General features: G+C 36.4%; 21 protein-coding genes. 15 read left to right on the top strand and 6 right to left on the bottom strand.

What is annotated here, in order from left to right; genetic code table 11:
- The first annotated feature begins 215 nt into the window (after positions 1–215).
- From K4L44_10590 to K4L44_10580, 3 genes are all read left to right on the top strand, one after another.
- A complete protein-coding gene (locus tag K4L44_10590) occupies positions 216–1,424 on the top strand; it encodes an anaerobic sulfatase maturase (GenBank protein QZE13036.1) in 1,209 nt (402 codons plus the stop codon).
- A gap of 231 nt (positions 1,425–1,655) precedes the next feature.
- Complete coding sequence (ychF, locus tag K4L44_10585) at positions 1,656–2,756, top strand: redox-regulated ATPase YchF (GenBank protein QZE13035.1); 1,101 nt, start codon at positions 1,656–1,658, stop codon at positions 2,754–2,756.
- A 1,086-nt stretch (positions 2,757–3,842) separates the two neighbouring features.
- Positions 3,843–4,610 carry a hypothetical protein gene (locus K4L44_10580; GenBank protein ID QZE13034.1) on the top strand — a complete coding sequence of 256 codons (768 nt, stop codon included), beginning with the start codon at positions 3,843–3,845 and terminating at the stop codon, positions 4,608–4,610.
- Here K4L44_10580 and K4L44_10575 read toward each other — a convergent pair.
- Positions 4,603–5,694 carry an ISAs1 family transposase gene (locus K4L44_10575; GenBank protein QZE13033.1) on the bottom strand — a complete coding sequence of 364 codons (1,092 nt, stop codon included), beginning with the start codon at positions 5,692–5,694 and terminating at the stop codon, positions 4,603–4,605. The two genes, K4L44_10580 and K4L44_10575, sit on opposite strands and share 8 nt — an antisense overlap.
- A 222-nt stretch (positions 5,695–5,916) precedes the next feature.
- Here K4L44_10575 and K4L44_10570 point away from each other — a divergent pair, with 222 nt between their 5' ends.
- From K4L44_10570 to K4L44_10550, 5 genes are all read left to right on the top strand, one after another.
- On the top strand, positions 5,917–6,906 hold the full coding sequence (locus K4L44_10570) for a hypothetical protein (GenBank protein ID QZE13032.1): 990 nt from the start codon (positions 5,917–5,919) through the stop codon (positions 6,904–6,906).
- 62 nt (positions 6,907–6,968) lie between these two features.
- Entirely contained in the window at positions 6,969–7,634 is a 666-nt protein-coding gene (locus tag K4L44_10565; protein ID QZE13031.1) for a hypothetical protein, read from the top strand.
- Positions 7,635–7,922: 288 nt separating this feature from the next.
- Positions 7,923–8,591, top strand: a complete 669-nt coding sequence (locus K4L44_10560; protein QZE13030.1) for a hypothetical protein — start codon at positions 7,923–7,925, stop codon at positions 8,589–8,591.
- A gap of 424 nt (positions 8,592–9,015) precedes the next feature.
- Complete coding sequence (locus tag K4L44_10555) at positions 9,016–9,684, top strand: hypothetical protein (GenBank protein ID QZE13029.1); 669 nt, start codon at positions 9,016–9,018, stop codon at positions 9,682–9,684.
- Positions 9,685–9,695: 11 nt separating this feature from the next.
- Complete coding sequence (locus K4L44_10550; GenBank protein ID QZE13028.1) at positions 9,696–10,802, top strand: hypothetical protein; 1,107 nt, start codon at positions 9,696–9,698, stop codon at positions 10,800–10,802.
- Positions 10,803–10,952: 150 nt separating this feature from the next.
- Here the strand turns inward: K4L44_10550 and rocD are convergent, their stop codons facing one another.
- Entirely contained in the window at positions 10,953–12,167 is a 1,215-nt protein-coding gene (rocD, locus tag K4L44_10545; GenBank protein ID QZE13027.1) for an ornithine--oxo-acid transaminase, read from the bottom strand.
- A gap of 357 nt (positions 12,168–12,524) precedes the next feature.
- Positions 12,525–13,565, bottom strand: a complete 1,041-nt coding sequence (locus K4L44_10540) for a TonB-dependent receptor plug domain-containing protein (GenBank protein QZE13026.1) — start codon at positions 13,563–13,565, stop codon at positions 12,525–12,527.
- 330 nt (positions 13,566–13,895) lie between these two features.
- Here K4L44_10540 and K4L44_10535 point away from each other — a divergent pair, with 330 nt between their 5' ends.
- The 6 genes from K4L44_10535 (at position 13,896) to K4L44_10510 (ending at position 21,301) form a co-directional block, all read left to right on the top strand.
- A complete protein-coding gene (locus K4L44_10535) occupies positions 13,896–14,399 on the top strand; it encodes an RNA polymerase sigma factor (GenBank protein QZE13025.1) in 504 nt (167 codons plus the stop codon).
- The gene (locus K4L44_10530) at positions 14,386–14,907 is read left to right on the top strand and encodes a hypothetical protein (protein ID QZE13024.1); all 522 of its coding nucleotides are present in this window, start codon (positions 14,386–14,388) and stop codon (positions 14,905–14,907) included. Before K4L44_10535 ends, K4L44_10530 begins: the two co-directional genes overlap by 14 nt.
- Positions 14,904–15,395, top strand: a complete 492-nt coding sequence (locus K4L44_10525) for a DUF4252 domain-containing protein (GenBank protein ID QZE13023.1) — start codon at positions 14,904–14,906, stop codon at positions 15,393–15,395. The genes K4L44_10530 and K4L44_10525 overlap by 4 nt, the downstream gene beginning before the upstream one ends.
- Before the next feature lie 54 nt (positions 15,396–15,449).
- Positions 15,450–15,932: a DUF4252 domain-containing protein gene (locus K4L44_10520; protein ID QZE13022.1), complete on the top strand. Its 483-nt coding sequence runs from the start codon at positions 15,450–15,452 to the stop codon at positions 15,930–15,932.
- A gap of 342 nt (positions 15,933–16,274) precedes the next feature.
- Positions 16,275–19,073 (top strand): excinuclease ABC subunit UvrA, encoded by a 2,799-nt coding sequence (uvrA, locus tag K4L44_10515; protein ID QZE13021.1) that lies wholly within the window; start codon positions 16,275–16,277, stop codon positions 19,071–19,073.
- Between the two features lie 29 nt (positions 19,074–19,102).
- Positions 19,103–21,301 carry an AAA family ATPase gene (locus K4L44_10510; GenBank protein ID QZE13020.1) on the top strand — a complete coding sequence of 733 codons (2,199 nt, stop codon included), beginning with the start codon at positions 19,103–19,105 and terminating at the stop codon, positions 21,299–21,301.
- A 2-nt stretch (positions 21,302–21,303) separates the two neighbouring features.
- Here the strand turns inward: K4L44_10510 and K4L44_10505 are convergent, their stop codons facing one another.
- Positions 21,304–21,651: a BlaI/MecI/CopY family transcriptional regulator gene (locus K4L44_10505; GenBank protein ID QZE13019.1), complete on the bottom strand. Its 348-nt coding sequence runs from the start codon at positions 21,649–21,651 to the stop codon at positions 21,304–21,306.
- 85 nt (positions 21,652–21,736) lie between these two features.
- Positions 21,737–22,996: a hypothetical protein gene (locus K4L44_10500; protein ID QZE13018.1), complete on the bottom strand. Its 1,260-nt coding sequence runs from the start codon at positions 22,994–22,996 to the stop codon at positions 21,737–21,739.
- Positions 22,997–23,296: 300 nt separating this feature from the next.
- Here K4L44_10500 and K4L44_10495 point away from each other — a divergent pair, with 300 nt between their 5' ends.
- Positions 23,297–25,729 (top strand): AAA family ATPase, encoded by a 2,433-nt coding sequence (locus K4L44_10495; GenBank protein ID QZE13017.1) that lies wholly within the window; start codon positions 23,297–23,299, stop codon positions 25,727–25,729.
- Between the two features lie 87 nt (positions 25,730–25,816).
- On the opposite strand, the gene K4L44_10490 is transcribed toward K4L44_10495, so the two are convergent.
- Positions 25,817–26,476 carry a hypothetical protein gene (locus K4L44_10490; GenBank protein QZE13016.1) on the bottom strand — a complete coding sequence of 220 codons (660 nt, stop codon included), beginning with the start codon at positions 26,474–26,476 and terminating at the stop codon, positions 25,817–25,819.
- Positions 26,477–26,493 lie beyond the last annotated feature (17 nt).

Raw genomic sequence — 26,493 nt, 5'->3', positions numbered from 1 at the left:
ATTCTGATTGTCCACATATTTTTACCTCAAACAGTCGTTGTTAACATGATTGTATCATAATATTTAAATTTCATTTTTATTAACTCTTAATGGTATCCCACTTTAGTTTATTTGTATAAAGTCGTATGAAAGGAACCCTTATGTTATAATGAATTAATTTATTTTTGTAGGACACAAGTGTTTGACTTTTTATAGAACTGACAAAAAAACATATAATGGCAAAAAAATATAAACCTTTAAATTCAGTCCTTGTAAAACCTACAGGACCAGACTGTAATCTAAACTGTACCTACTGTTTCTATCTAGAGAAAGCAGATCTTTTTACAGAACAGAAAGTTCATAGAATGACTGAGGATACTTTAGAAGAGATGGTTAGACAGGTGATGCAGCAATCAGACGAAGCGGTTTCATTTGGATGGCAAGGAGGAGAACCAACCCAGATGGGGGTGGAGTTCTTTCAAAAGGCGGTCGACTTCGAGATTAAGTATGGTCATGGACAGAGTGTAGGAAATGGTCTCCAGACAAACGGATTGCTGCTGAATAGTGACTGGGCTAAATTCCTTAAAAAATATGATTGGTTGGTAGGACTCTCTTTGGATGGTCCACAACATATTCACGATAAATATCGTTTCGATAAAGCAGGAAAAGGTACTTGGGAACGTGTAGAGCGTAATGCCAAGATGTTGCTCGAAGAGGGCGTCTCTGTAAATGCTATGTGTTGTATTACAGACTACTCTTCGCAGTATGCAGAGGAACTTTATAACTACTATAAAGGATTAGGACTGACTTTTATGCAGTTTATCCCAGTGGTAGAGACCGATAAAAACGATCCTACTATGGCTGCTCCTTTTTCATTAGATCCAGTGGATTATGGACATTTTATGATTGAACTTTTCGATCTATGGATCAATGACTTTAAAGATGGTCAACCGACGACCTCCATCCGTTTCTTCGAATCTATTTTTCACTCTTATGTGGGAATGGAGGCACCAGAGTGTGCCCTGATGAAGGAGTGTGGTCCATATGTTGTCGTTGAGCATAACGGAAATGTATACTCTTGTGACTTCTTTGTGGAGCCTAAGTTTAAACTAGGAAATATTCAACATGATCGTATTATCAATATGTTGAACTCTAAAAGACAACAATCTTTTGGTGCGGCGAAAGCCAATGTCCCAAGAAAATGCAAGATGTGTGAGTGGTACACAAAATGTTATGGAGGATGTACAAAAGATCGAGTAAAAGATCCTTCAGACAATCGTCAACCTAGATTCTGTACTGCTTACAAAATGATCTTCAAGCATGTAGATCCTGTTATGAAATCGATGGCTGCGCAATGGAAAGAGCAACAAGCCCAAATGCAAGCACAGCAAAGTAGTGCCCAACAAGGAAATACTTACAATGCATTTGACGATTTTGTAAAGTAGAATAACCTCATTAGAGGGCAATAATGATATGAAAAGGTTAGATCTATTTCTCATATAATATTGGAGAATCGATCTAACCTTTGTACATATATTATGTAGGTATGCTCTATATTCTTGTCGGGTAGAACCTATTACCCTCTTTTCTTTATAGTGCATAGAACCTATTTAAGCGAAAAAAAATTACCTTTGCATAAAATTTTGAGTAAGAAAAAAATTAAACTTTAAGCATAAATGGCACTACAATGTGGTATCGTTGGTCTTCCTAATGTGGGAAAATCAACTCTTTTTAACTGTCTTTCAAATGCGAAAGCTCAATCAGCAAACTTCCCTTTCTGTACTATTGAACCAAATGTTGGGGTAATCACCGTTCCTGATGATCGATTGATTAAACTAGAGGAGTTGGTTAATCCAGAGCGTGTTCAACCAGCAACTGTGGAGATCGTGGATATTGCAGGTCTTGTAAAAGGAGCTAGTAAAGGAGAAGGTCTTGGAAATAAGTTTCTTTCGAATATTAGAGAAACAGATGCAATTATTCATGTGGTGCGTTGTTTTGAAGACGAAAATATCACACACGTGGATGGGTCTATTGATCCTGTTCGCGATAAAGAGGTGATTGATACAGAACTTCAGTTGAAGGATCTTGAAACCGTAGAGGCTCGTTTGACTAAGGCTCAAAAAATGGCTAAGACAGGTAAAGATGCAGCTGCAATTCGATTGTCTGGTGTATTAGAAAGATATAAAGAGACGCTTCTACAGGGCAAATCAGCTCGTGTGGTTGAGTTAACAGAGCAAGAAGAGGAAGTTGCAAAAGATCTTTATCTATTGACAACAAAACCAATCCTTTATGTGTGTAATGTCGACGAAGACTCTTTGAGAAATGGTAATGCACATATTGATGCTTTTAAAGAAGCGGTAAAAGAAGAGGATGCTGAAGTGTTGATCCTTGCTGCTGCCGTTGAAGCGGATATTGCTGAGTTGGATACTTATGAGGAGCGTCAAATGTTCCTTGATGATCTAGGTATCGAAGAGCCAGGAGTTGCTCACCTAATCCGTTCTGCATATAATCTTCTTAATTTAGAGACATACTTTACTGCTGGAGTAAAAGAGGTTCGTGCTTGGACCTACCCTAAAGGTGCTACGGCTCCTCAAGCTGCAGGAGTGATCCACTCTGATTTTGAGAAAGGTTTTATTAGAGCTGAGGTGATTAAATATAATGATTACGTTGAATTGAAATCTGAAGCTGCTTGTAAAGACAAGGGAAAGATCTCTATCGAAGGAAAAGAGTATATCGTACAAGATGGAGATATTATGCATTTCCGTTTTAATGTATAATCGGTTTTCCATTGAACCTATATAAAAGAGAGGATATCCATCAAGTATGGATATCCTCTCTTTTCGTTTTACCTCTTGCCTCTTGAAAATATGAGGTCAGGGATTCTTTTAGGTGGACTGATCTCAATATCGATTGCTAAGCCTTTAGACAAGTTTAGGAAGCCTTTATCAAGTCACAGTAATCACTTGTTTTATTAAAGCATTGTACAAACATAGCTATATGTTCTTCCATTATTTAATATTTAGATGGATCTATCCACAGATAATACAGATACACACAGATTTCTTTTTATTCATATAGGATAGTTGCAAACCGACGTGTTTGCCCTCGCTTCGTCAAATTTTAATGCAGAACCACAAAAGTAATATATCATATTGGATGACACAATGGATTGAAACATCATGGCAAACATATTGGTGTGCAGCTACGATACTACCATTGATATCTCAACATATAGAAGTGTCAACACCTTGGGTTCACTTTAGATTAAATTAGGAAGGTGTAACTTTTAGACGAATCTATTGCTATTCGATAAAATACCCCATCCCAATGCTCTTTTTTGGATAGAATACTTCTCTATATTATAATCATTTGATTATAAATTTAAACTAGTTTGCTTCGGGGTTCCTATACCCTTCCTTTACCTTTCCTTTACCCTTTGGTTACTCTCAGGGTAATCAAAGGGTAACTGATCCCTATATTTGATCTATCCGATCCAAGATTCTGTTCATCCTGTATGAAACTTGAAATAACAATACTTCATATGTTTCGTAATGAAGGAATCGGGTTTGATGTTGCAGTGCCTTTTTATCGTTAGAACTCCAAACGAATTGTCTGTTTCAATATTCAACTATTTTCTAAATATAATTAGAGGCCTTGTGTGTTTGTACCCCATTGGCTCGTATTAAATCAGTATGTTAAGATTTATTTTTATTATAAATTGTTTGTTAATTATATTAAATAAATTAGATTTGCAATCGATTACATTTAATATAGTTTAATATGAAAAAAATAATTTTAACACTATTTGTGTTAGGGGGGGATTGTTATCCTGTCAACAAGAAGAGATAAACTCCGAAAGTCCAATGGTGGATAAGAGTGCTTTTGAGGTAATAAAGCCGATATCGCAGGGGGAAGCACAAAGAAAATTTGCACAGATACTTTCGAAGGCTGTTTATAATAACGAAGCTGTAAGATCTTTTATCCATCGTGAGTCACTCAAGAAATTTGATAATGCTTATCATGTTCTTTATGGTAAAGTAAAAAATATGGAGGTAGAAGCTGGTGTCACTTTCAAACAAGCATTAGACGTGTATGCTGAAGATGTAAACACATTAGATCAAATAGAAAAGAGTGCTCCTCTAATCAATATTCATATCCCTGATATGGCCTATCTTGGAGGCTTTAGTGCTGAAGAATGGGATATTTCGGATAATCATGTCGGTGTTGTTCCTGATCTTGGAAACGAATCGAACACCGTATTTGGTAATGGGGATTCTGTGTATGCTTTGTTGTCAACAGAAGTTCCAACGAACCCATTGTTGGTTGTAAAAAATAATACAAGAGTCGTGTTGCGATCTCCTGCTACCAAATCAAGTGAGGCTGTTTATGACTTTGTTGATGATTGTTACAACCCAGCATATAATACTACGTCTACAAAATCGAAATATTATCATGAAAAATATAGAGCTGATACTGTCGGTTATGATATGGGCTTTGAGCCGTATCTATATCTTAGTACAGATGTCATAGATCAAAGATTAATTGATGCATATAATGAGAAGCATCCTGTTTTATATCCAAGAGAATATCTCTATTATGATTCAGGGCATTTTCATAAAAATGTTAAATGACAAAAAGAGAAGCCATCTTTCTAATATCAGATAAGAACTTTTCTCTCTGAGCCTTAATGTTTTTAGGTTTATTTCGTTGTATTAAATTAACTACCGTTGTAATTAATATTGCCATTCCTTTTGCTTGATTTCTATTGGAGCATCGTATATTATCTTCAGAGAATAGAACATCTCTTATATAATTACTCATTTCTATCGTCCAGTGTCCCCTAATAGCTTTCGCATATTTATGTGGATGTATTTCATTACAATCTCGGTTACTAATATAATATGAGGTTTCTATCGACCTTTTATTCGAGTTTACTATTAGGCGATCTCTATCGACTTTAATTAAACTCTTGATTCCACAATGAACCCACTTTTCATCAAGTGTAACCTTTCTGATGTCATAAAAAGAGTAAGTTCTTGTTTCTTTTCTTCCATGTCCTTTATTATCAATTGAAAGGCTCATAAACTCAACACTTGACTGTTCATGATTCCGTAATTCTACATTCAAATTCTTTTGGTTATTCTTTACTTGTGCAATGTAGATTCCTTTGGCACTTTCACATTTCTCAAGAGTCTCAAACTGTGTATGAAGCGCATCAAATGTTAAGTTCGAAGATGCCAAAGATAGATCATTTAAGAGCTCTCTTACCGTCGTTATTTCACTTTCTTTAGCTCCTTCATAAAATGTTGCGGCTGTAGATATTTTATCCTTTTGACTTATGCCGTATACAATATTTAGACCTCGTTTTTGCCCTAGACTCTTAGCTATTGTTCCTCGTAGCTCTTTGCCATCTAAAGAAATCCAGTCATCATCATCTTTTGTGTTCTGCCATCCAAAATAGCTTGATTGAACCTCTTGATAATTAGTTGAAGCTAAAAAGGATATTATACGACGTAATTGACTATATGATATAGGTTTACATTTTGGCAGTCCAACGATCTTGCGTAATATAGAATGATAATTCTCTAGAAAACGAGAAATCTCAGACAGCAAGGTATTTCCAGTAATAATTGATAGAGTGATACCTACAAGGACAAACTCTAAATCATGCTTCTTCCCTCGTGTATCTCTAGGATCTACTAAATTTTCTTTCAAATATTCATAGTATTCCTTAACTTCGTTTTTTTAGTCATCTTAAAGGTTTTATATGTTTGTCGTTATTCAAATAAAACACTTTTTGATGACTTTTTTAGTTTTTATGGAAAAGCCCTGTATTATGATTTAAACAGTAAAAATACTACCATTTCATCTGTCAATAATAATATAAGAGAGGAGTTGTTTGCTTTTAGAATTTCTCCAGCTTTAAAATGTAAAAGTTTGAATCAATTACACGATGTTAATGGTCTCGATTATGAACCTCAGGATCCGAAACTCAGAACAAGTTTTACAGAACGAGGTGGTGGATTTGCTCGAGGTAAAAAATTAATTGAAAAATTCTGGTCTGGTGATGACTTTGTGTTTAGGTTTTTGTTTTTCCGTGGAGGAGAGACGGATTCTACACCTGAAGACTTAAAATTTCGTATTGCAGCATCTGACGTTTTTGCCTTTCAGACAATTACCGTGGACGGATTAAAGCCATCTTTTTGGAATCATTCAAGAGAGCGATATATAATTAATGAAGATAGTATCAAATCTAAATGGATTAAACCTAGTGTTGGGAAATACTTTTTAGAGAAATGGGATCCGTTAAAACAGGGAGTATCTATTTATATTCAAGCAGAAGAAGTTGATAAAGGTGAACGGATAACCGTAAATAAAAGTTTTAAATTTGAAGAGATTAAGAGCTCTGAAGTTTCCTCAAGTATTGGAGCATCTATGAATGTGGGAGTTGTAGGACTGAAAAATTCTATCTCTGCTAGGATGGCAAAGAAACAAACTAAGACAACCGATAAAAAGTTCACATGGAGTTATGATAATGAGTCAGACCACTGGGGATCCACTTTTCTTAATTTCAAAAGAAAAGTAATTTATAGGAGTACAAAGTATCCTCCTATTCAAAAAAAGGGTAAGATGTATTATCCAATTGAACCAATAAGAATTGGAGGTTATATGGAAATGATTATTTTGCCACAAGATGACACAAATCCACAAGTGACTGGTCTAGCAAAGATACAAAAGTCAGGAAGTATTACTTCTTCCTCGGTAAGTAGGAATAGAGCGCTTCCACCTCACTTTAGAAATGTGGGAGCTAGAGTGCCTACAAACAACTGGGGGATGTATACTCCTAACGACAGACCATCACGCCTACTCGAACCAAATGAATTATCACGAAAGTATGGTGATAATCCAATGAGAGGGTTAGAATAATTTATAAAATCAAACCATACGATGGAATGAAAATTCCATCGTATAATCTAAAATTTAAATATATGAAAAAACTAACAGTCATACTTTTTGTGTTTTTGGCACTTTGCTCTTGCTCAAAAGAGGAGCAGGACATTCCTAAAATTCCTTCTTATGTTGGAGGCTGTTATAAGCTGGTACGTGTGGATAGTCCACAAATACAGGATGTCAACTGTAATGGGGTATATGAGGACTTATTAACTGAATATACTACTGGAAATAATCCTTTCAATCTAAATAACTCCAACAACCTCTTGTATTGTGGAAGAACAGAGGACTCTGGAGGTAATGAGAAATTTTCTTTTATTTTTCGTGTCCCAGGTCCATATGAGATGAAAGAAATTACAAATCCTTTTTATGATAAAATTGAATATAGAAAATGGGATTTGACGTGTAGTATCTATCAACCCAAAGTTCGCCCTAATGATGGAACTATTGGTTTTACATGGGACGGGTTGTATTCGGGAAGTGATCATGGCTCCGTTAGGTTAGCGGCATATCGGAATAATATGTTGATCATGAAGGTTGTTTCAGTCTATTATAACCAAAAGGAGAAGGTTGTAGAACCTATTACCCTAACGTTAATTTTTAAATATCTTTCTAGTGACAAAGAGGAAGCATTGAAAGTTTCTCCTGCTACGAAATTCGAAGAGGGTGATCTTTCGGAGGAATTTATCAAGCAGTTTAATTAGAGGGTACACAATCGAAATCAGCAAGTACATTTCGATGAGTTATAGCCTTCAAATTGGATATCGTACCTACTTTAGGGCGAATGGATCATTTAACAATATTTTTTGAATGAATGACTTCCATAGACATCTATCGATTTAATTTAAAGAGTAGGTATTTCAGTCTCTTTTAGAATTCAGATATTCGGGTGTATGTATATGAGTTCCTATACCCAGTGTTATCCATGATCTAAAAAATCAAGTTATGCGATGGAATGAAAATTCCATCGTATAATCTAAAAATTTAAATATATGAAAAAACTAACAGTCATACTTTTTGCGTTTTTGGCACTTTGCTCTTGTTCGAAAGAGGAGCAGGACATACCTAAAATTCCTTCTTATGTGGATGGATACTATAAATTAGTTCGGGTTGATGCTCCATATATTGCAGATCTAAATGGTGATGGAGTGTATGATGACTTTTTATCAGAATATACTACTGGGGATAATTTTGTAGATCTAAATAGACAATCGAATCTATTGCTTTGTGGAAGAATAGATGATTCTGATGGAAATGAAAAATACACATTTATTTTTCGTGTCCCAGGTCCATATGAGATAAGAGAAATAACGGATCCTTATTTTATAAAAAATAATTGGAGATCATGGGATTTAATGTGTAGTGTCTATCTACCTAAAGCTGTATCCAATGATAGAACTTTTGGTTTTAAATTGGATGGGTCGTCTTCAGGAAGTGACTTTGGTTCAGTAAAACGAATTGAGTATCGTAATAATCTATTGATAATGAGAGTAACCTCAATATATTATAATCAACAGAAGGGGTTTGTAGAACCTATTACCCTAAAACTAATATTTAAATATCTTGCAAGTGAACAAGATGAAGCATTGAAAGTTTCTCCTGCTACGAAGTTTGAAAAGGGTGACATTTCAGAGGAGTATATCAAACAGTTTATATGGTAGGTGCCTCATCCTAATCAGAAAGTATATGTGACCATATTTTTTTCTTGAAGTGGATTATTCTAATCATTTTGGAAGAATCGTTATTGAAAATATATCTGCAGAGAAAGGTGTCGAGAAACTAATAGAACTGTATCGAATGCCTTCTAATGTTGTTTTAGGAGGAGTTCAAATAAAACTGTTCTTTATTAATTTTATTGTGTTTGGATTTTATGTATAGTGCAATAATTGATGGGGTATTTCTTAAAAAGTATTTCCATAGACACCTATCGATTAAAATAAGCATGCACAGTATTTCTACTTCTTTTCTTATCCAGATATTTGACTGGATATCTGTGAGCTATAATACTGTGTTTTATCTATGATCTTAAAAATCAAACCATACGATGGAATGAAAATTCCATCGTATAATCTAGAATTTAAATATATGAAAAAACTAACAGTCATACTTTTTGCGTTTTTGGCACTCTGCTCTTGCTCGAAAGAGGAGGAGGGCGTTCCTGAAATACCTTCTTATGTGGATGGCTTTTATAAGCTAGTACGTGTGGATGGCCCACAAATTCATGATATCAATTGTAATGGGATCTATGAGGATTTTTTAACTGAGTATACTACGGGTGAAAATCCTTTAGATTTAAGCCGACAGCAAAATTTATTGTTTTGTGGAAGAGGTGTAAATAATCAGGGGAATCAACAATATCAATTCATGTTTCGTGTACCTGGTACATTTGAGAAAAAAGAAATCACGAATCCAACGTATAGTAAATGGGAATGTACAAATTGGCAGTTAAGGTGTAGTATGAAACAACCAGAAGTTCGCCCCGAAGATGGTACTATTTGTTTTCGATGGGATGATTTGTTTTCAGGAAGTGATCATGGTTCCATTAGAAAAGTGGAATATCGTAATAATATGTTGATCATGAAGATTATTTCGATTTACTATAATCAAAAGAAGGGATTTGCCGAACCTGTTCACTTAACGCTGATTTTTAAATATCTGAATAGTAACCAAGATGAGGGATTGAAAATTGTTCGTAATACAAAATATGTAGAGGGGGATCTTTCAGAGAAATATATCAAAGAGTTTGGATATTAATAAAGCAATTTATGAAACACTACTTTTTATTGTATAGTTGTATTCTTTGTGCTTTTTTAAGTTGTTGTAAAAAGAATCCAGAAGTCATTCAGCATAGTGAAACTTTGATTATATATATGGCTGCAGATAATAATCTGAAGAGCAATGCTTTGTTGAATGTCTATGATATGGTGGAGGGAATTGGACCAGATCAAAAGGTGATTGTTTTTTTTGATAAAGGAGACAAGAGCTCATACCTGATGGAGATAAACAAGAAGAATGGAGTTTCGATACATCAACAAGTTGTAAAGCAGTATTCAGATATGAATTCTGCAAGTAGTAGTACGCTCCATTTTATCTTAAAAGAGGTTATAAAAAGATATCCATCTGAACAATATGGTCTTATTCTGTGGTCTCATGGTACTTCGTGGTTTCCCTCTTCAAAGCCTCAAACAAAATCATTTGGGATCGATAAAGGAGCGACTATCGAGATAAATGATTTAGCAAATGCTCTGCCTACAAAATTTAAATATATTCTCTTTGATGCCTGTCTGATGGGGAGTGTTGAGGTGGCTTCAGAATTACAGAACCATACGGACTATCTTTTGGCATCGCCTACTGACATATTAAAGACAGGAATGCCCTATAAGGAGATTTTACCAATACTCTTGAATTATTCTCAAACAGTAAAAGCTAGGCTTGTTGAGGTTTGTAAAACATATATAGCTCATTATAAGCAAAACAAGGGAGAATTGCAATCTGCTACCATTGCTTTGTATGATCTGAATAACATTGAGTTGGTTCAGCATACGATGTCTGAGATTATAACTGACTATCCGAAAGTAAAAATAGGAGCTGAAGGTGTTCAGAGGCTTCACAAAGAGGCTGATTGTTATGATTTGGTGGATGCCATAGAAAAGAGTTATGGGGAAGATTCAGCGATTAAGATGATAAAAACATTGAACTCTTTTATACTCTATACAGACCATACAGATAGGTTTCAACAGTCTCTATTGCTTAAGAGGTTCCATGGAATCAGTTGTTATATCCCTGTAGACAAAAAAACTTATTTCCCAGACTTCTACAGTGCTCTCTATTGGAGTCGTATAACTCATTATAACGAGGCAATCTTTCCATGAGATAGGGTTTGTATTTGGTCTAACTTTACTAGACTATTTAGATGGAGAATACTTGTACTATCGACGGTGAAAGCTTCTCATTAAAAATAAAAAGGGGAGTGCTTTGTTTGGCACTCCCCTATAATTTATAGTAGGATATTTTATACTTCACTAAATATTACTAAGTACCTCTTTAATTGGAATTAACGCTTCTCTTAGTTGCGATTCTGTAATCACTAGAGGTGGCGTGAAGCGGATATTGTAATCGTGGGTCGGCTTTGCAAGGATTCCCTTGTCTTTCAGCTCTAGACATAGATCCCATGCGCTTTTGGGAGCTTTAGAATCGATCTCTATTGCGTTGAGGAGTCCTTTTCCTCTAACCTCAATGATATATTTTGAGTCGATTTTTAACATCTCCTCTCTAAAGATCTTTCCTAGACGTTCGCTGTTCTCAATGAGTTTCTCGTCTTGTAGTATCTCTAGCGCTTCCATTGCTACGACCGAAGCGAGAGGGTTTCCTCCATAAGTAGATCCATGTTCTCCAGGTTTGATGGTAAGCATCACTTCATCGTCGGCTAACACGCAAGATACGGGTAGCATTCCACCAGAGATTGCTTTTCCAAGTACTAATATATCTGGTCGCACTCCTTCGTGATCACATGCCAACATCTTACCTGTACGGCCGAGACCTGTCTGTACCTCATCGGCTACCAATAGACAGTGGTGTTTTTTACACAAAGCTGCGGTTTTTTGAAGAAAGCCATCGTCGGGCACATAGACTCCAGCTTCTGCTTGAATAGGCTCTACAAGTACGCCTGCAACATCTGGATCTTGAATCACTTCTTCTAGTGTCTCCATATCATTATATGGGATTTTTATAAAACCAGGAGTATAAGGACCATAGCCAGCATATGCAGATGGATCGGATGACATCGAAACGATGGTGATCGTTCTGCCGTGGAAGTTTCCGTTGCATACAATGATCTTTGCTTGACCTTCAGGGACTCCCTTTACTTGATATGCCCATTTGCGCATCAGTTTAATGGCAGTCTCGTCGGCTTCGGCACCACTATTCATAGGTAACATCTTGTCGTACCCTAATAGTTCCGCGGTATATTTTTCCCACAACCCTAACTGGTCGTTATAATATGCTCTGGAAGTAAGTGTTAGCTTTTCACACTGATCTTTCATCTTTTTTACAAGTCGAGGATGACAGTGACCTTGGTTTACTGCAGAGTATGCAGCCAAGAAATCCATATATCTTTTCCCCTCGACATCCCAAACATAGATGCCTTCACCACGACTCAATACCACAGGTATTGGATGGTAGTTGTGTGCACCATAGTTATGCTCGAGATCCATAAAATGTTTCGAACTTTTATTCATTGAAAAATAGATTAAAATTTGTTATTGATTAGCATTAAATTTAATGATTTTAACTTCAAATTGTAAGTAAACAATAATGTTGTTAAGCATTAAAGGGATTGTATTCAACGAATTAGTGTGGTAGAAGGTGTGAGAAGGTGTCTGTAATGATGATTCTGTTTTGGAGTAGAGTCCTTCTTGTTGTAATGGGAGAAATGATATCCTGAAGTCGAGCTCGTAAAGGGGGAGGCAAAGAGAGGGCTGTGTGTAGATATAGTCATGGAACATTTTGAAGCAGTCAAATAACTGTTGGATTGGTGTTACTTGACTGCCCACATAGTTCTCTATTAGGATTAGAAATATTGCTTCTGGTTCGGATTATTTTGTTTTAGAATCTTTTGTTTTCATGATCATCACGCCATTTTTCGCACTAGTACCATATATTGCAGTGTCTTTTTTATTTTTAAGTATCTCTACACTCTTTAGGTTATCTGGATTCAGTTTTTCGAACTCTTTTTGTGTGATGGGTTTTCCATCTAGAATAAAGATGGGCAACTTGCTTTTATCCGCATTGGCACATCTCAATGTAGTCTGAGTTTTTGATTGGGGGTCTTTCATCTTAATAATGATCACTCCATTCTCCGCACTGGTACCATATATTGCAGTGTCTTTTGCATCTTTGAGGACCTCTACACTCTCGATATTATTTGTGTTGATTTTCGCAAATGCTTCCGAAGAGACAGGTTTCCCATCGACGATATATATTGGCATTTTGTTCATGGGGGTCGCAGGGTCATGGGTCTTGAAAGTTGTGTTCTCTTTATTCTCTTTGGTCTTTATTATAATGACGCCATTTTTGGCACTCGTACCATATATTGCAGTGGCTTTTGCATCTTTGAGGACCTCTACACTCTCGATATTGTTTGTGTTGATTTTCGCAAATGTTTCTGAAGAGATATGTTTCCCATCGACGATATATATTGGCATCTTACTGATTGGGGTCGCAGGGTCATGGGTCTTAACAGATGTGGTCTCTTTCTTTCCTTTGGTCTTTATTAAAATGACGCCATTTTTTGCACTCGTACCATATATTGCAGTGGCTTTTGCATCTTTGAGTATCTCTACACTCTCGATATTGCTTGTGTTTATTTTCGCAAAAGCTTCCGAGGAGACAGTTTTCCCATCGACGATATATATAGGCAATTTGCTGACATTTAACGTTGCACTATCTCTAATTATAAATTTTGTGTTCGACTGCCCATTACTTTGGATACTGTCGAGTCTATTCAGGGTGCTCTCCTCTTTGACAACATCAGGGATATGGTTTGCTCTGTTGTTTTTACTGTTCCTATATGTCGAGCAGAAAGAAGAGAATGGCATGGAGATTAAGATAAAAGCTATTGCGGATTGGATTTTCATATAACGTATTTTAGTGATTATTTAGTTCTAATATAGTAATATTCAATTTTATGTGAAAAGATGTGAATATAATTAAGTGTAGATTAACAGAATTGACTTGTTTGTTAAATAATTTAACGTTTGTTGTGGTGGAATAATCCATGTCGCTTGTTTGCCTATCTTTAACGACTCTATGATGGTGTCGATCCTGATCAATAGTGGAGAATAGGGATATCATCTTAGTGCTCATATCTATTTACTTGGAGCGGTTTACGTGAACGTTTTTACAAAAGGATAAAAAAATATCGTGATATCTGTTTCATTTTGATTACTTAACCGTCTTAAGTATATATGAGATCAAATAAATTTATAATATCTACTGATAGATGGACTCGGCTTGTTCGGTTTTCGACGACTCTAGTACAAGATTACTCTTTGGCAGAGGATATTGTACAAGATGTTCAGCTTAAATTGTTAGCACACCCTGAGCTTTTGAAGTCAGTAAAAAATATAGAGGGATTTGTTTATCGCATGGTAAAGAATAGATCTCTAGATGTGATCCGAAGCAATAGATATCGTAGTGTCGAGTTAGACGCGTCTTTAAATATTCATACAGAGGATCTAATACGATGTTTAGAGAGAAATGAGATGTCTGAGGTCGCGAAGCTTCTGATCGATAAATTACCAGAGAAATATCGAATGGTGATCTATCTGAAGGATGTCGAACAGATGTCTATGGAACAGGTAGGAGTGGTTTTAAAAATGAATACTGCTTCAGTGAGAGTATCCTTGTCGCGTGCAAGGAAAAAAATAAGAGAACAGATAACAAATATCTATGCATATGAAACCAAATGAAGTAAAAATTCTATTGGAAAAATATTATGATGGAAGGGAGAGTGATTCAGAGAGAGAGGTTTTGGTTCAATATTTTAGAGAATGTAAATCTGTTCCCAAAGAGTTACTCCCAGATAAAGTGCTTTTTTTATCGATGGCATCGATGAAAGAGGAGAGAAAACAACCTAAGAGTAAAGGGCATGTTATGAAGGTGTCTTTTAAATCGTTTGCTGTGGCAGCTTCTTTCTTGGCTTGTTTTTTTGTGATCCATACTTTGATAGAGCAGCATACTGCATCTCAAACAGAGATATATGCCTATATAGATGGGAAACCAATCACCTCTCCTCAATTAGCATTACAGCTTTTTGCTAAAAATATGGAAGCTTGTAAGCCCCAGATGGATATGCCTCGATCTATGAACTACAAGAAGATATTGTCAACAAACTTAAAGCGTGTCACCCCTGCATTAAAGGCTCTAGATACGCAGTTGAATAGATTCATAACATCCCCTAAAAAGAGTAAAAGATGAAGAAAATTATTTTATTGTTCTTACTGAGTTGTACTGTTCTTTGTGGTTATAGTAAGGAGAGAGTTGGAGAATATATTAAAAGTTTATCGGATGATCAACAGATCTCTAAAACAGAGATTGGTGTGGAGAAACTTCGCTTTTTCGCTTCGTTGGGTGATGGGGAAGATAGTGAATGGAGTCACGCGATTGAAAAACTTAAGTATGTACTGATCTTAAATACACCACAATTCCCCGATATGCAGAAACTGAATAAACTAATAGACAAGGATCATTATAAGGTGATTGCGCAGATGAGTGGTGATACCCAAAATAGATTCTATATAAAGAGAAAAGGACTCTTCTCTTTAGGGAAAATATCTAATTTTTTAATGGTTCATACTGACGATAGTGGAAAAGATTTTATTGTATATGTAGAGTGTGCTGTGTCGATGAAGGATCTGAAAAAGATTAAGGAGAGCAAGTTGATCTCTTCAATTACGCAACAATAGGGATCTTTGGCGTTTGTATTGAATAATGTTCGTGTCTTAAATAATAATATTAACATGATAAAGAAAGTATTATTAATCGTATTGTGTCTTTTTGCCCTACAAGGGTATAGTAAAAGCAAAGTGGTCAAGTATATGTTAGAACTCTCTAAACAAGAGGGGGTATCTAAAACAGAGCTAACCCCAACGATGTTTAAACTTCTATCTACGGTTGCAGAAGGAGAGAATGGTTCGGATGAGACGATATATAAGAATGTAACCTATATGCTTATTGTGAATGGAAAGAAGTTTCCGAAATTGGATAACATAAATTCTGCGTTAGCCGGTGAGAAATATGAGAAAATCATGGATATGACTGATGACAACAATAGCCAGTTTCGCTTTTATATACGTGTGAAAGGCAAGAAGATAACAGATTTTTTGATGATCAATATGGAGAAGTCTGGTGGAGGGACTTTAATGTACTTTGAATGTAATATGACCATGCAAGAGTTGAAGACTGTTACAGGAGAGTTAGATGTAAATGTATTCGGAAAATAGAAGGATATTTCTTTTAGACGATACATAGGATTGAAATTAGGATAAACTGAATAGAGGGGGTGTGGCTATCATACCCCTTTTTCTATGGCTAGATTATTTCAATCTTGAATGAAAAATTGCTATTATCAGTTATGATCTTAAGTATGGTTGTTTGTATCTCAAGTGAAACCAAAACTTGCACCAATTTGTTCTTGTTTGTGTGTGATCAGAAGAATGGAGAGTTATTTAATTGTGATGTAAAAATTAGTGATTATTTTTGTTCTTCTTATGCTTTACAATTAATTTGTGAAATCATAAGATCTTATTCATAAAAAGAAAGAAACATCAAGGACAATGGGCAATATGAGAAAACGTAAATCAATTGGGAATATTGAGATCAAAGGAGCAAGAGTTCATAACTTGAAAAATATCTCCGTAGATATACCAAGAAATCAATTTGTTGTTGTAACTGGTGTTTCGGGATCAGGGAAGTCCTCGTTGGCATTTGATACCCTATATGCTGAGGGACAGAGGCGTTATGTGGAGAGTTTATCTTCTTATGCAAGACAGTTCCTTGGACGAATAGATAAGCCGGAAGTAGACTATATCTATGGTATCCCGCCTGCGATTGCTATTGAGCAAAAGGTGAATATCCAAAATAACCGTTCAACAGTGGGTACTTCCACTGAGGTGTATGACTTCTTACGAATATTGTTCGCTCGCTTAGGTCGTACCTATTCTCCTATATCAGGGGAAGAGGTGAAGTGTTCGAGTGTCGAAGATGTGGTTAATTTTATTGTCTCCTTCCCAGAGAAGACCAAGATGATGCTTTTGGCTCCTAAGAAATTAATCGAGGGAAGAGAATTTGGAGAGGAGATGAGTAGTTTACGTCAACAAGGATTTTCACGAATTCGTGTGGATGAAAAATTGGTCTCTTTGTCCTCTCTAGAGGAGGATGCGACTATCGATGGGGATCGTTATGATATTGTAGTGGATCGTCTCTCTGTATCTCACGATGATGAGAGTCGTTATCGTTATGCTGACTCTGTTCAGACTACTTTCTATGAGGGAGAAGGAGAGTGTCAAGTGATTGTGTTTGACCCTTCTGGTTCCCAGGAGCAGTTCTTCTTTTCTAATCGTTTTGAACGCGATGGAATGATTTTCGAAGTGCCTTCTCCTGAGATGTTTACTTTCAATAGTCCTACTGGGGCTTGTGAGATGTGTGAGGGGTATGGTAAGGTGCTTGGTATTGATCCCGATCTAGTGATTCCAAATAAATCTCTCTCTGTCTATGAAGATGCAGTGGCCTGTTGGAGAGGAGAGAAGATGTCGGAATGGAAAAATCAGCTTCTTTTAAATGCACATAAGTTTGATTTTCCTGTTCACGCTCCATATGTGGACCTTACGGAAGAACAAAAGCGACTTCTTTGGACTGGGAACCAGCACTTTGAAGGGATAGATGCTTTCTTTAAAATGGTTGAAGAGCAGGTGTATAAGGTGCAATATCGTGTGATGTTGTCTAGGTATCGAGGCAAAACAACTTGTCCTTCATGTAATGGGTTTAGATTAAAAGCAAATAGTCGTTATGTGCAAATTGGCGGGCATTCGATACAAGAGTTCTTGGATAAGCCTGTTTATGAGCTAGTCCCTCATTTTGCAAAAATAAAATTTGATGAATATGAGGTCAAAGTGGCAAAACGAGTTATTGGCGAGATAGCCAAAAGACTGGAGCTTATCGATAAAGTAGGTCTAGGTTATCTTACTTTAAACAGACTTTCGAGTACTTTGTCTGGTGGGGAGAGTCAACGCTTGAATCTAGTGACCTCTTTAGGTAGTAGTTTGGTAGGATCTTTATATATTTTGGATGAGCCATCTATTGGCCTTCACTCTAAAGACACAGAGCGTTTGGTCTCTGTTTTAAATGAGTTGCGTGATCTTGGAAATACGGTATTGGTGGTAGAGCATGATGAAGATATCATGAAAGCTGCTGATCAAATTATAGATATTGGACCTCGTGCAGGAATGCATGGAGGTGAGGTGGTGTTTCAAGGTAATATGGACCAACTTCTTGCGGAAGGGAATACATTAACCTCACAATATCTCTCTGGAGTGAAAAAATTAGATGTTCCTCAATCTAGACGTCCTGTGCGTAACTATATTACAGTTCATGGTGCCAATGAAAATAATTTGAACCATGTAACGGCTAAATTTCCATTGAATATGCTTACGGTGGTTACAGGTGTTAGTGGTTCGGGTAAAAGTACCTTGGTCAAGAATACTTTATGGCCATTCCTTGCAAAGTATTTAGGAGGCTATGGAAATCCTACGGGAGCTCATGACTATGTGGATGGAGATCTCTCTACCATTCATGCGGTCGAGTTTGTGGATCAAAATCCAATAGGTAAGTCCAGCCGTTCGAATGCGGTGACTTACTTGAAGATATATGACGATATTCGTGCCCTTTTTGCCTCGCAAAAACAGGCTAAGGTGATGGGTATGAAAGCCAATTTCTTCTCTTTTAATAGTGAAGGCGGGCGCTGTGAACAGTGTAATGGAGAAGGGGTGACTACTGTAGAGATGCAGTTTATGGCGGATGTTCGACTGAAGTGCGACCTCTGCGATGGAAAGAGATTTAAACCAGAGGTGCTCGAAGTGAAGTATCGTAAAAAAAGTATATATGATGTCTTGACATTGACTGTGAATCAAGCGGTAGCGTTCTTTTCTGAGAAAATCGATCGATATGAAAAGTCTATTGTCAAGAAGCTGAAGACGCTACAAGATGTGGGGTTAGGTTATATCCAACTAGGACAATCTAGTAGCACGCTATCTGGTGGAGAGAGCCAAAGGGTGAAGTTGGCATCTTTCCTTGCAAAAGAGAAGACGGTTCCAACAATGTTTATCTTCGATGAGCCTACTACAGGGCTTCATTTCGATGATATTGCTTTATTGATGAAGTCGCTTCAGTCTTTGATTGAAAGAGGACATACGGTGATTATCATCGAACATAACTTGGATGTGATAAAGACTGCCGATTGGATTATTGATTTGGGTCCTGGTGGAGGAAAAAGAGGTGGTAATATTATATTTGAGGGAACTCCTGAAGCATTGATTCAATGTGCAGATAGTGTTACTGCTCCTTACCTAAAAGATAAATTATTATAATTAATGAGTTATACTAAACCTCTAGATAGATGAATATAGATCCTGAACAGCAATCGAATTATAATGAAGAACTCTCTTATGCCAAAGATTTCGTTTCGAAGTCTTCTTGGCATATTTTTCTAACTGGGAAAGCTGGAACAGGAAAAACGACTTTTTTACATACGCTCTCTTCAATAACTACAAAGAAAGCAATTGTTGTTGCTCCCACAGGTATTGCTGCGATCAATGCTGGAGGTCAGACGATTCACTCATTTTTTCAGATTCCTTTTGGTCCTCTTCTAACAAAGAGTGCGGGGGCTCTGAAAAGTAGTCTTACGGAACAAAAAATAAGAAAGAATAAGATTAAGCTATTTCGTGCGATGGAACTACTCGTCATCGATGAGATTAGTATGGTTCGTGCAGATGTATTAGATGCGATCGATGAGATTCTTCGAAAATATAGACGCAATTCCAAGCCTTTTGGTGGTGTTCAGTTGCTATTGATTGGGGACATACAACAACTTCCTCCTGTCATAACCAATGAGGATTGGTCTATCTTAAAAAACTTCTATCCATCACTATTTTTCTTTAATAGTTTTGCTTTTCGGGGTTGTCGTTATATTCGAATTGAATTAAAAAAGATCTATCGTCAAGATGATCCTGTTTTTATTCAAATTCTTAATGAGGTTCGTGATGGATATATATCTAGCAATACCAAGGTTTTGCTGAATCAACGATATGTGCCAGATTTCGATCCGGATAAGTCTGAACATTATATCAGATTGTCTACCCATAATGCCTCTGTGAAAGCCATTAATGATAAGAAAATATCTTTGCTGAAAGGAAAGTTATTTACCTATAAGGCGGATATTGAAGGGGATTTTCCAAAACAAAACTACCCGACAGATGGGGAGCTTGAGTTGAAGATTGGGGCTCAAGTTATGTTTATTCGGAATGATAGCAGTACCCAAAAACGTTTCTATAATGGTAAGATCGGAGAGGTCACCTTCTTAAATAATAAGAAGATTCATGTGAAATGTGAAGATCTAGAGGAGGTTATTGTGGTTCCTAAGGAGCAGTGGGAAGAGGTGAAGTATGAATTGGATAAAAAGAGTGGGTCATTAAAGACAAAAATAGTAGGTGTGTTTACTCAGTTTCCCCTCAAATTGGCATGGGCAATCACCATACATAAGAGCCAAGGGCTCACTTTCTCTAAAGCAATTATTGATACCAATAGGGCTTTTGACCATGGACAAACTTATGTCGCTTTAAGTAGGTGTCGTTCTCTAGAGGGGTTGGTATTAACCCAACCATTTAATGAATATTCTGTGATATGTAATGAGACAGTGCGTCTATTTCATCGTATCTCTTCGGATGTAGAGCCGAATCCTGAGTTATTAGATAAAGCTCATAAAGAGTTTCAAGTTTCTCTCTTGAATGATATTTTTGGTGTAGAAAGTTTGAAGCTCCTGGTATTTAGCGCCACTAACTTGTTACAGAAACAGACTCGTTGGGAAGGCTCTCTGTATGACGTTTTAGAAGAGATTCTGATGGAGATCATCGAGCCAATGAATGAAATTTCCGAGCGTTTTGTGAAACAAATTAGTGCATTGATTTATGGTAACAAGCGTAAAGAGTTATCTCAGAGATTACAAGATGGGGCTAACTACTATTTAGATAAGTTATGCACTGCATTTGTTAAGAAATTAACCAATGCAATCTTTGAGTCCGACAATACGGAACTAAGAGTGGAGTGGACAGATTTGAATGAGTCCTTCTTTAGGGTGATTCAAGCAAAGACTAAATGTTTTCAAGCCTTACAGAATGCGACACCTGTGGATAATCTTAAACCATTAATATCAAAACTAGAGGGGCGTTTGCTTGTGAAACCACAGAAATTTGAGCTTAAAGGAGTGGTTTCAACGAATCCAAGCTTATTTGCTAGAATAAAGCTGTGGCGTGAAGAGCAAGCAGATAATGAAAGTCGTCCAGTTAGTTCGATCCTACACTTTAATATTATGAAGACTATTGCTGATTATGCTCCTGTGACCATGAGCCAATTGAAAGCAATACAAGGGGTTGGAGACTCTGTTGTGACGCAATATGGTCGTGCGATATTGGAACAGGTGCGAGAATGGAAGGTGAATCCAGAAAAGAAAGAGGACCCTTTAAAGAAGTTGAATAAGAGTACAGGGTTGAATCTTACAGAACAATTATTCGAAATATTTAGGAAAGAGAAAGAGTCGTAATTCTATCGGATATTGGTAATCTTATCAAATTCATCTGGTTTGATCTCTCCTTTTTCCATAAAGAACTGATTTAGTTCTATAAACGAATTATTAAAATAGTCTCTCAGGATTCTCATCCCTAGAGAGTGTTTATACTCTTCTTTGGATATAATAGGGAAATATTGATGAGATCGTCCAAAAGCCTTATAGCTAACAAAGCCTTTTCTTTCTAGAATACGAACGATAGTGGAGACAGTATTGTATGCAGGTTGAGGCATCTCATACATCTCTACTAGCTGTTTTACAAATGCCTTATCCATGTCCCATAAGAAAAGCATGACCTGTTCTTCTGCTCTTGTTAGTTCTTTCATAATCCCACTTTTTTATTTAAATCGGAAAAAGAGAAACCCAGCAAGTGGATCTCTCTTTTTTTTATTGTAATCAAACGATTTCTAATTATGCGTTGCTTGGCTTGTGTCCTGAGATAGCATACCATAGGATGTAAAGCTCACAAAGGATAACGATAACCCATGTCATCTCCCATCCACCTAGAACATCCGCTGCAATTCCTTGGAACCAAGGTAGTACTGCACCACCGGCAACACCAATCATCAATGCTCCAGATCCTTTAGAAGTGTAAGCACCTAGTTTGTCGATTGCCAAAGCAAAGATAGCACCCCACATGATTGAGTGTACTAGCCCAACTCCAACAAGCAACCATGGATTGTTCATTAACATACTTAGAACAATTAATGTGGTTGCGATCAAAGATGCAACAATCAACTGACGCTGTCCTGATACTTTTGCTAGGAAAGAACCACAAAGACGTCCAATTAACATACCTCCCCAATACATCGCTGCCATTGTAGATGCGATTTCAGCTGTATAGTCACGAGCCTCAGCGAATAGATTAATATTTGCTCCAATACAAACCTCTGCACCAACATAAACGAAGATACCGATTACACCATACTTAAGTTGTTTGAAAGACCATACACTTTTAGAATCATCTACTACTACTTCTTCGGCACCATTAGAAGAGATGTTTGGAAGGTGAAGTTTTGTAACAGTCATTGCAACCAATGCTACTGTAGCCATCAAAACAGCGAAAGGTACATAAAGTTGATCTACTGTAGGGTTTGCTGTTCCTGCAAATACGATTCCTGATACGAAGAAAGGAGCCAATGTTGTACCAATAGAGTTTGATGCTCCACCAATGTTGATACGTGTTACAGAAGAAGTTCCTTTTACATCACAGTTTACAAGGTATGGGTTGATCACAACCTGAAGTACTGCCAATGCACATCCTAAGAAGAATGAACCTAGAAAGAAGATGATAAATGCATAAGGCAATGTTTCACCTGCACCAATAGACATGCTACCAAGGTGAGCATTAGAGAATGCAGAAACTTCAAAAATACCTAATGCAATTACTAGCATCACCAATCCACGTACCAGTGTAGATTTATATCCATTTTTGTCTACCCATTTAGAAGAGATACTTCCCATTGCAGGATATCCCATAAAGAAAGCAAACGTAATAAACGTTGTTAACGTGTTTTTCAGTGCTCCTGCATTAGATAAAAATGCTGCTTTTAGAGGAGCTTGAAATTGTTGGTTTACTACAGTAAGAAATCCAACGATAAAGAACAATGCAACCATTATAAGAAATGGTCCCATGTAGTTGGCTTTTTGATTGTTTGAACTCGATGTCATGATTCTGTTTTATAATTACTTTTTGTGTTATATTCTCAGTTACATTGTAGAATGAGATTACTCCATTCGAATTTACTTATCCCAAAAATATCATAATAATTTAGTTTGCATTCTATTGTTTCATGATAAATGTCTTTAATGTTAATAAATAAAGTGGTATGTGTTGTATATTAAGTGGTTAGTGTAGTATGTTTTATAATATGTTTGTTTTATTTGTGATGTTCTTTTATTTGATTATGATCTCTTTTTACGATTATCTTTTTTGTACTACTTTTACTTGTACTAAAACACTGTTATACTATGTTTGAAGAGCATTTACACGGAGTGATTGACCGTATTACTTATCGCAATGAAGAAAATGGATGGACTGTATTGAAAGTGAAACCTTTTGACTCTAATAGAACCGTATCAGTGGTAATGTTTGGGGAAGATGTTTTTGTAGGGAAGACCTTTGATTTTTATGGTAAATGGATTCAACATAAGACTTATGGCAGGCAATTCGAAGCTAAAAGAACTGTTGAAAAACAGCCTGAAACATTAGATGCTTTGAGAAAATATTTAGGTTCTGGATTAATTAGTGGGGTTGGTCCTGTGATGGCAAATAAAATTGTCAAACGTTTCGGAAAAGACACCATTGATATTCTAGATCATGATATTGAGTCATTGCTTAATATCCCTGGAATCTCAAAGAGTAAATTGGGAAAGATTGAAAAAACGTGGAAAACACATAGGGCAAATCGCCAGATAGTACAGTTTCTTCAAGAAAATAATCTACCAATAAGTTATGCTTCAAAACTAATAGATCGATATGGAGATGCTGCCTTAGATAAGTTAAGTAATGATCCTTATAGTTTGATTGAGGAGATGCATGGGATCGGATTTATTCGAGCTGATGCCATCGCTCTCTCCACTGGAATGTCACCACAAAGTCCTGAAAGAGTTGAAGCAATGGTAAAGTATGTTCTTTCAAAATCAAAAGATGAAGGGAATTGTTATCTGCTCAGAAATCTTATAGAAGACAAACTTAGACGTTTAGATAGTCGTATCACTACAATACAACTTGATGAGGTTTTAGAGACATTACTTTCAAAAAAGATGGTCATGTCTAGAAAGGTTCATGATGTTATAGCTTACTATGATAAGAAATTATATGATGCAGAATTAAGTGTAGCACAGAAGGTTTGTTCTCTTTTGACTTTGGACTATTGCAATCCCAATCTTGATGAACGAATCGTTTTTTCAAGCTTAGAAAAAGGAGAGGATTTTCCTCTTTCGTCAGAACAGCGAGATGCTATTGAGAGTATTGTGAGATGCCCTTTCTCAATACTTACAGGAGGACCTGGATGTGGAAAGACTACTACATTAAGATTACTCGTTAAGTTCTTAAAGAACCGTAAGTTAAAGGTGATGCTTGCTGCTCCTACAGGAAGGGCTGCTCAAAGAATGAGTGATGTTGTAGGAGGGGAGGCAAAGACGATTCATCGTCTTTTGGCTTTTAATCCTATGGTCAATGATTTTAAATATAATGAAGACAACCCTCTGGAGGTCGATTTCTTGATTGTCGATGAGACCTCCATGCTGGATATTGAGCTTTCACAGAGCTTATTCTCTGCCATTGGAGAAAAAACACAGCTTCTTTTTATCGGGGACGTGGACCAGTTGCCTTCAGTAGGTGCAGGGAATGTTCTTCACGATTTAATACAGTGTGGCAAAGTAAGAGTACATCGTCTATCCTCTGTTTTTCGTCAGGCGGCCTCCAGTGCTATTATTCGTTATGCACATGAGTTAAATAAAGGAGAATACCCCGAGATTAAAACTCCTTTTCAAGATCCAATGTTATGGAAAAATGGGGAGGATTGTATGTTTATTGATAGTGAAGTAGCAACACAAGAGCAGACTGCTTTTATTCGAAAAGTAAAGAAATATTATGCCTCTCTTTTTCAAGAGAAACAAGATATACATCCAAGCAATATATTACAATGTGATGGTTATTCCTGGGATGGTTTTGAAGTGCCAGACAAGTTTAAATATGCAGATCTTAGTCGGATTGCATTGAGTGATTCAGAAACCAAAGGGTTAACACATATCACGAAACGAATTTCCCCATTCTCTTCTATTCATTATGGATACAATGCACTAGATATGATTATTCGATTGTATTGTAATACTATTAAACAGTATTATGATAGTGTGATTGAGATACAGGTTCTTACCCCAATGACTAAAGGCCTTTTAGGTACTTTTAATCTTAATATCTGTTTACAACAAGTGGTTAATCCTGCCAAATCGTCTGATGTACGTGAGGTGAAGGTGGGTAAATATGTTTTACGTGAAGGTGATCGTGTGATTCAAAAGCGTAACAACTATAACCTAGAGGTATTTAATGGAGATATTGGTTATATCAGTAAAATCGCAGACAATAAGAGAAAGTTGGGAGTCACATTTAAGGATAAAAATGGGACAAGAGAGGTTGTCTATAGTGTTGATGATTTTGTAGATCTTGATTTGGCTTATGCCATTACAATCCACAAATCTCAAGGGAGTGAGTTTGATGCTGTAATCATTCCACTTGCTTTCCAACACTTTACAATGCTTACAAAGAATTTGGTGTATACAGGAATGACTAGAGGTAAAAGATTAGTTGTTTTTGTAGGAAATAGAGGAGCCTTACGCAGGGCTTCAGGCAATTGTAAACAGGAGGAGCGATTGACTTACCTTGCCCATCTTATATAAAAAGAGGCAGTTTTTAACTAAAACTGTCTCTTCTTAATCAATTGTCCTACGATTGTGTTGTTACAATTTGATAATATGATGAATGGTTTAGAACGATTGATTTTTCTTCTGTTCCGTAAGGAGCTTTCTTGCTAAAACTTGCTCTTTCTCAAGGGCTCTTTTTCTATGTAGATCAAACTCTTTTTGTGTATCTTCAAGCTTCTCTTGGGTTCTTTTAGTGACCACGTGAGCTCTTTTGTATAGTAGAAAACAGATAATACTGAACACTACCAAAAGAAAGATGATACTCCACAAAATGGTTTGGTAAGTAGATTTCTTAATCAACATGCCCATAAACGTAAGACTATCCTTTTCGTTTGTAACATTATCAAGATTTGTCTTCGTTGTATTTAGCTGATTGTTTAATGTTTCAACCTCCGATTTTAATTTAATGGTCTCCGTATTTGCCTCTTTCCACATTTGTACTTGTGCACTTATTGAGTCCTTAATATTTTTTCTTAGATCATTATACCAAGTGATTTTAACGACCTTATAGTCTTGATATTTGGTAGACCTTTTATAAATCAAGTCAAACTGCTCATCAATACTTTTATCCTTTAAAGTAAATTTAGGACGAGGTTTGCGTATGGTTGCTTTTTTAGTTGTCTGTGTAGTTGATGAAGTCGCTGTAGTTGTACCTTCTTGTGCATAGGTTACAGTGCAAAGAAGAATAGCTAAAAACAGTATGGTTGATCTTAATAATCGCATTCTTATACCTTTTAAAT

It is taken from the genome of Prolixibacteraceae bacterium, assembly GCA_019720755.1.
GTDB lineage: Bacteria > Bacteroidota > Bacteroidia > Bacteroidales > Prolixibacteraceae > Halosquirtibacter > Halosquirtibacter laminarini.
This window is presented reverse-complemented; position numbering and strand designations above follow the sequence as displayed.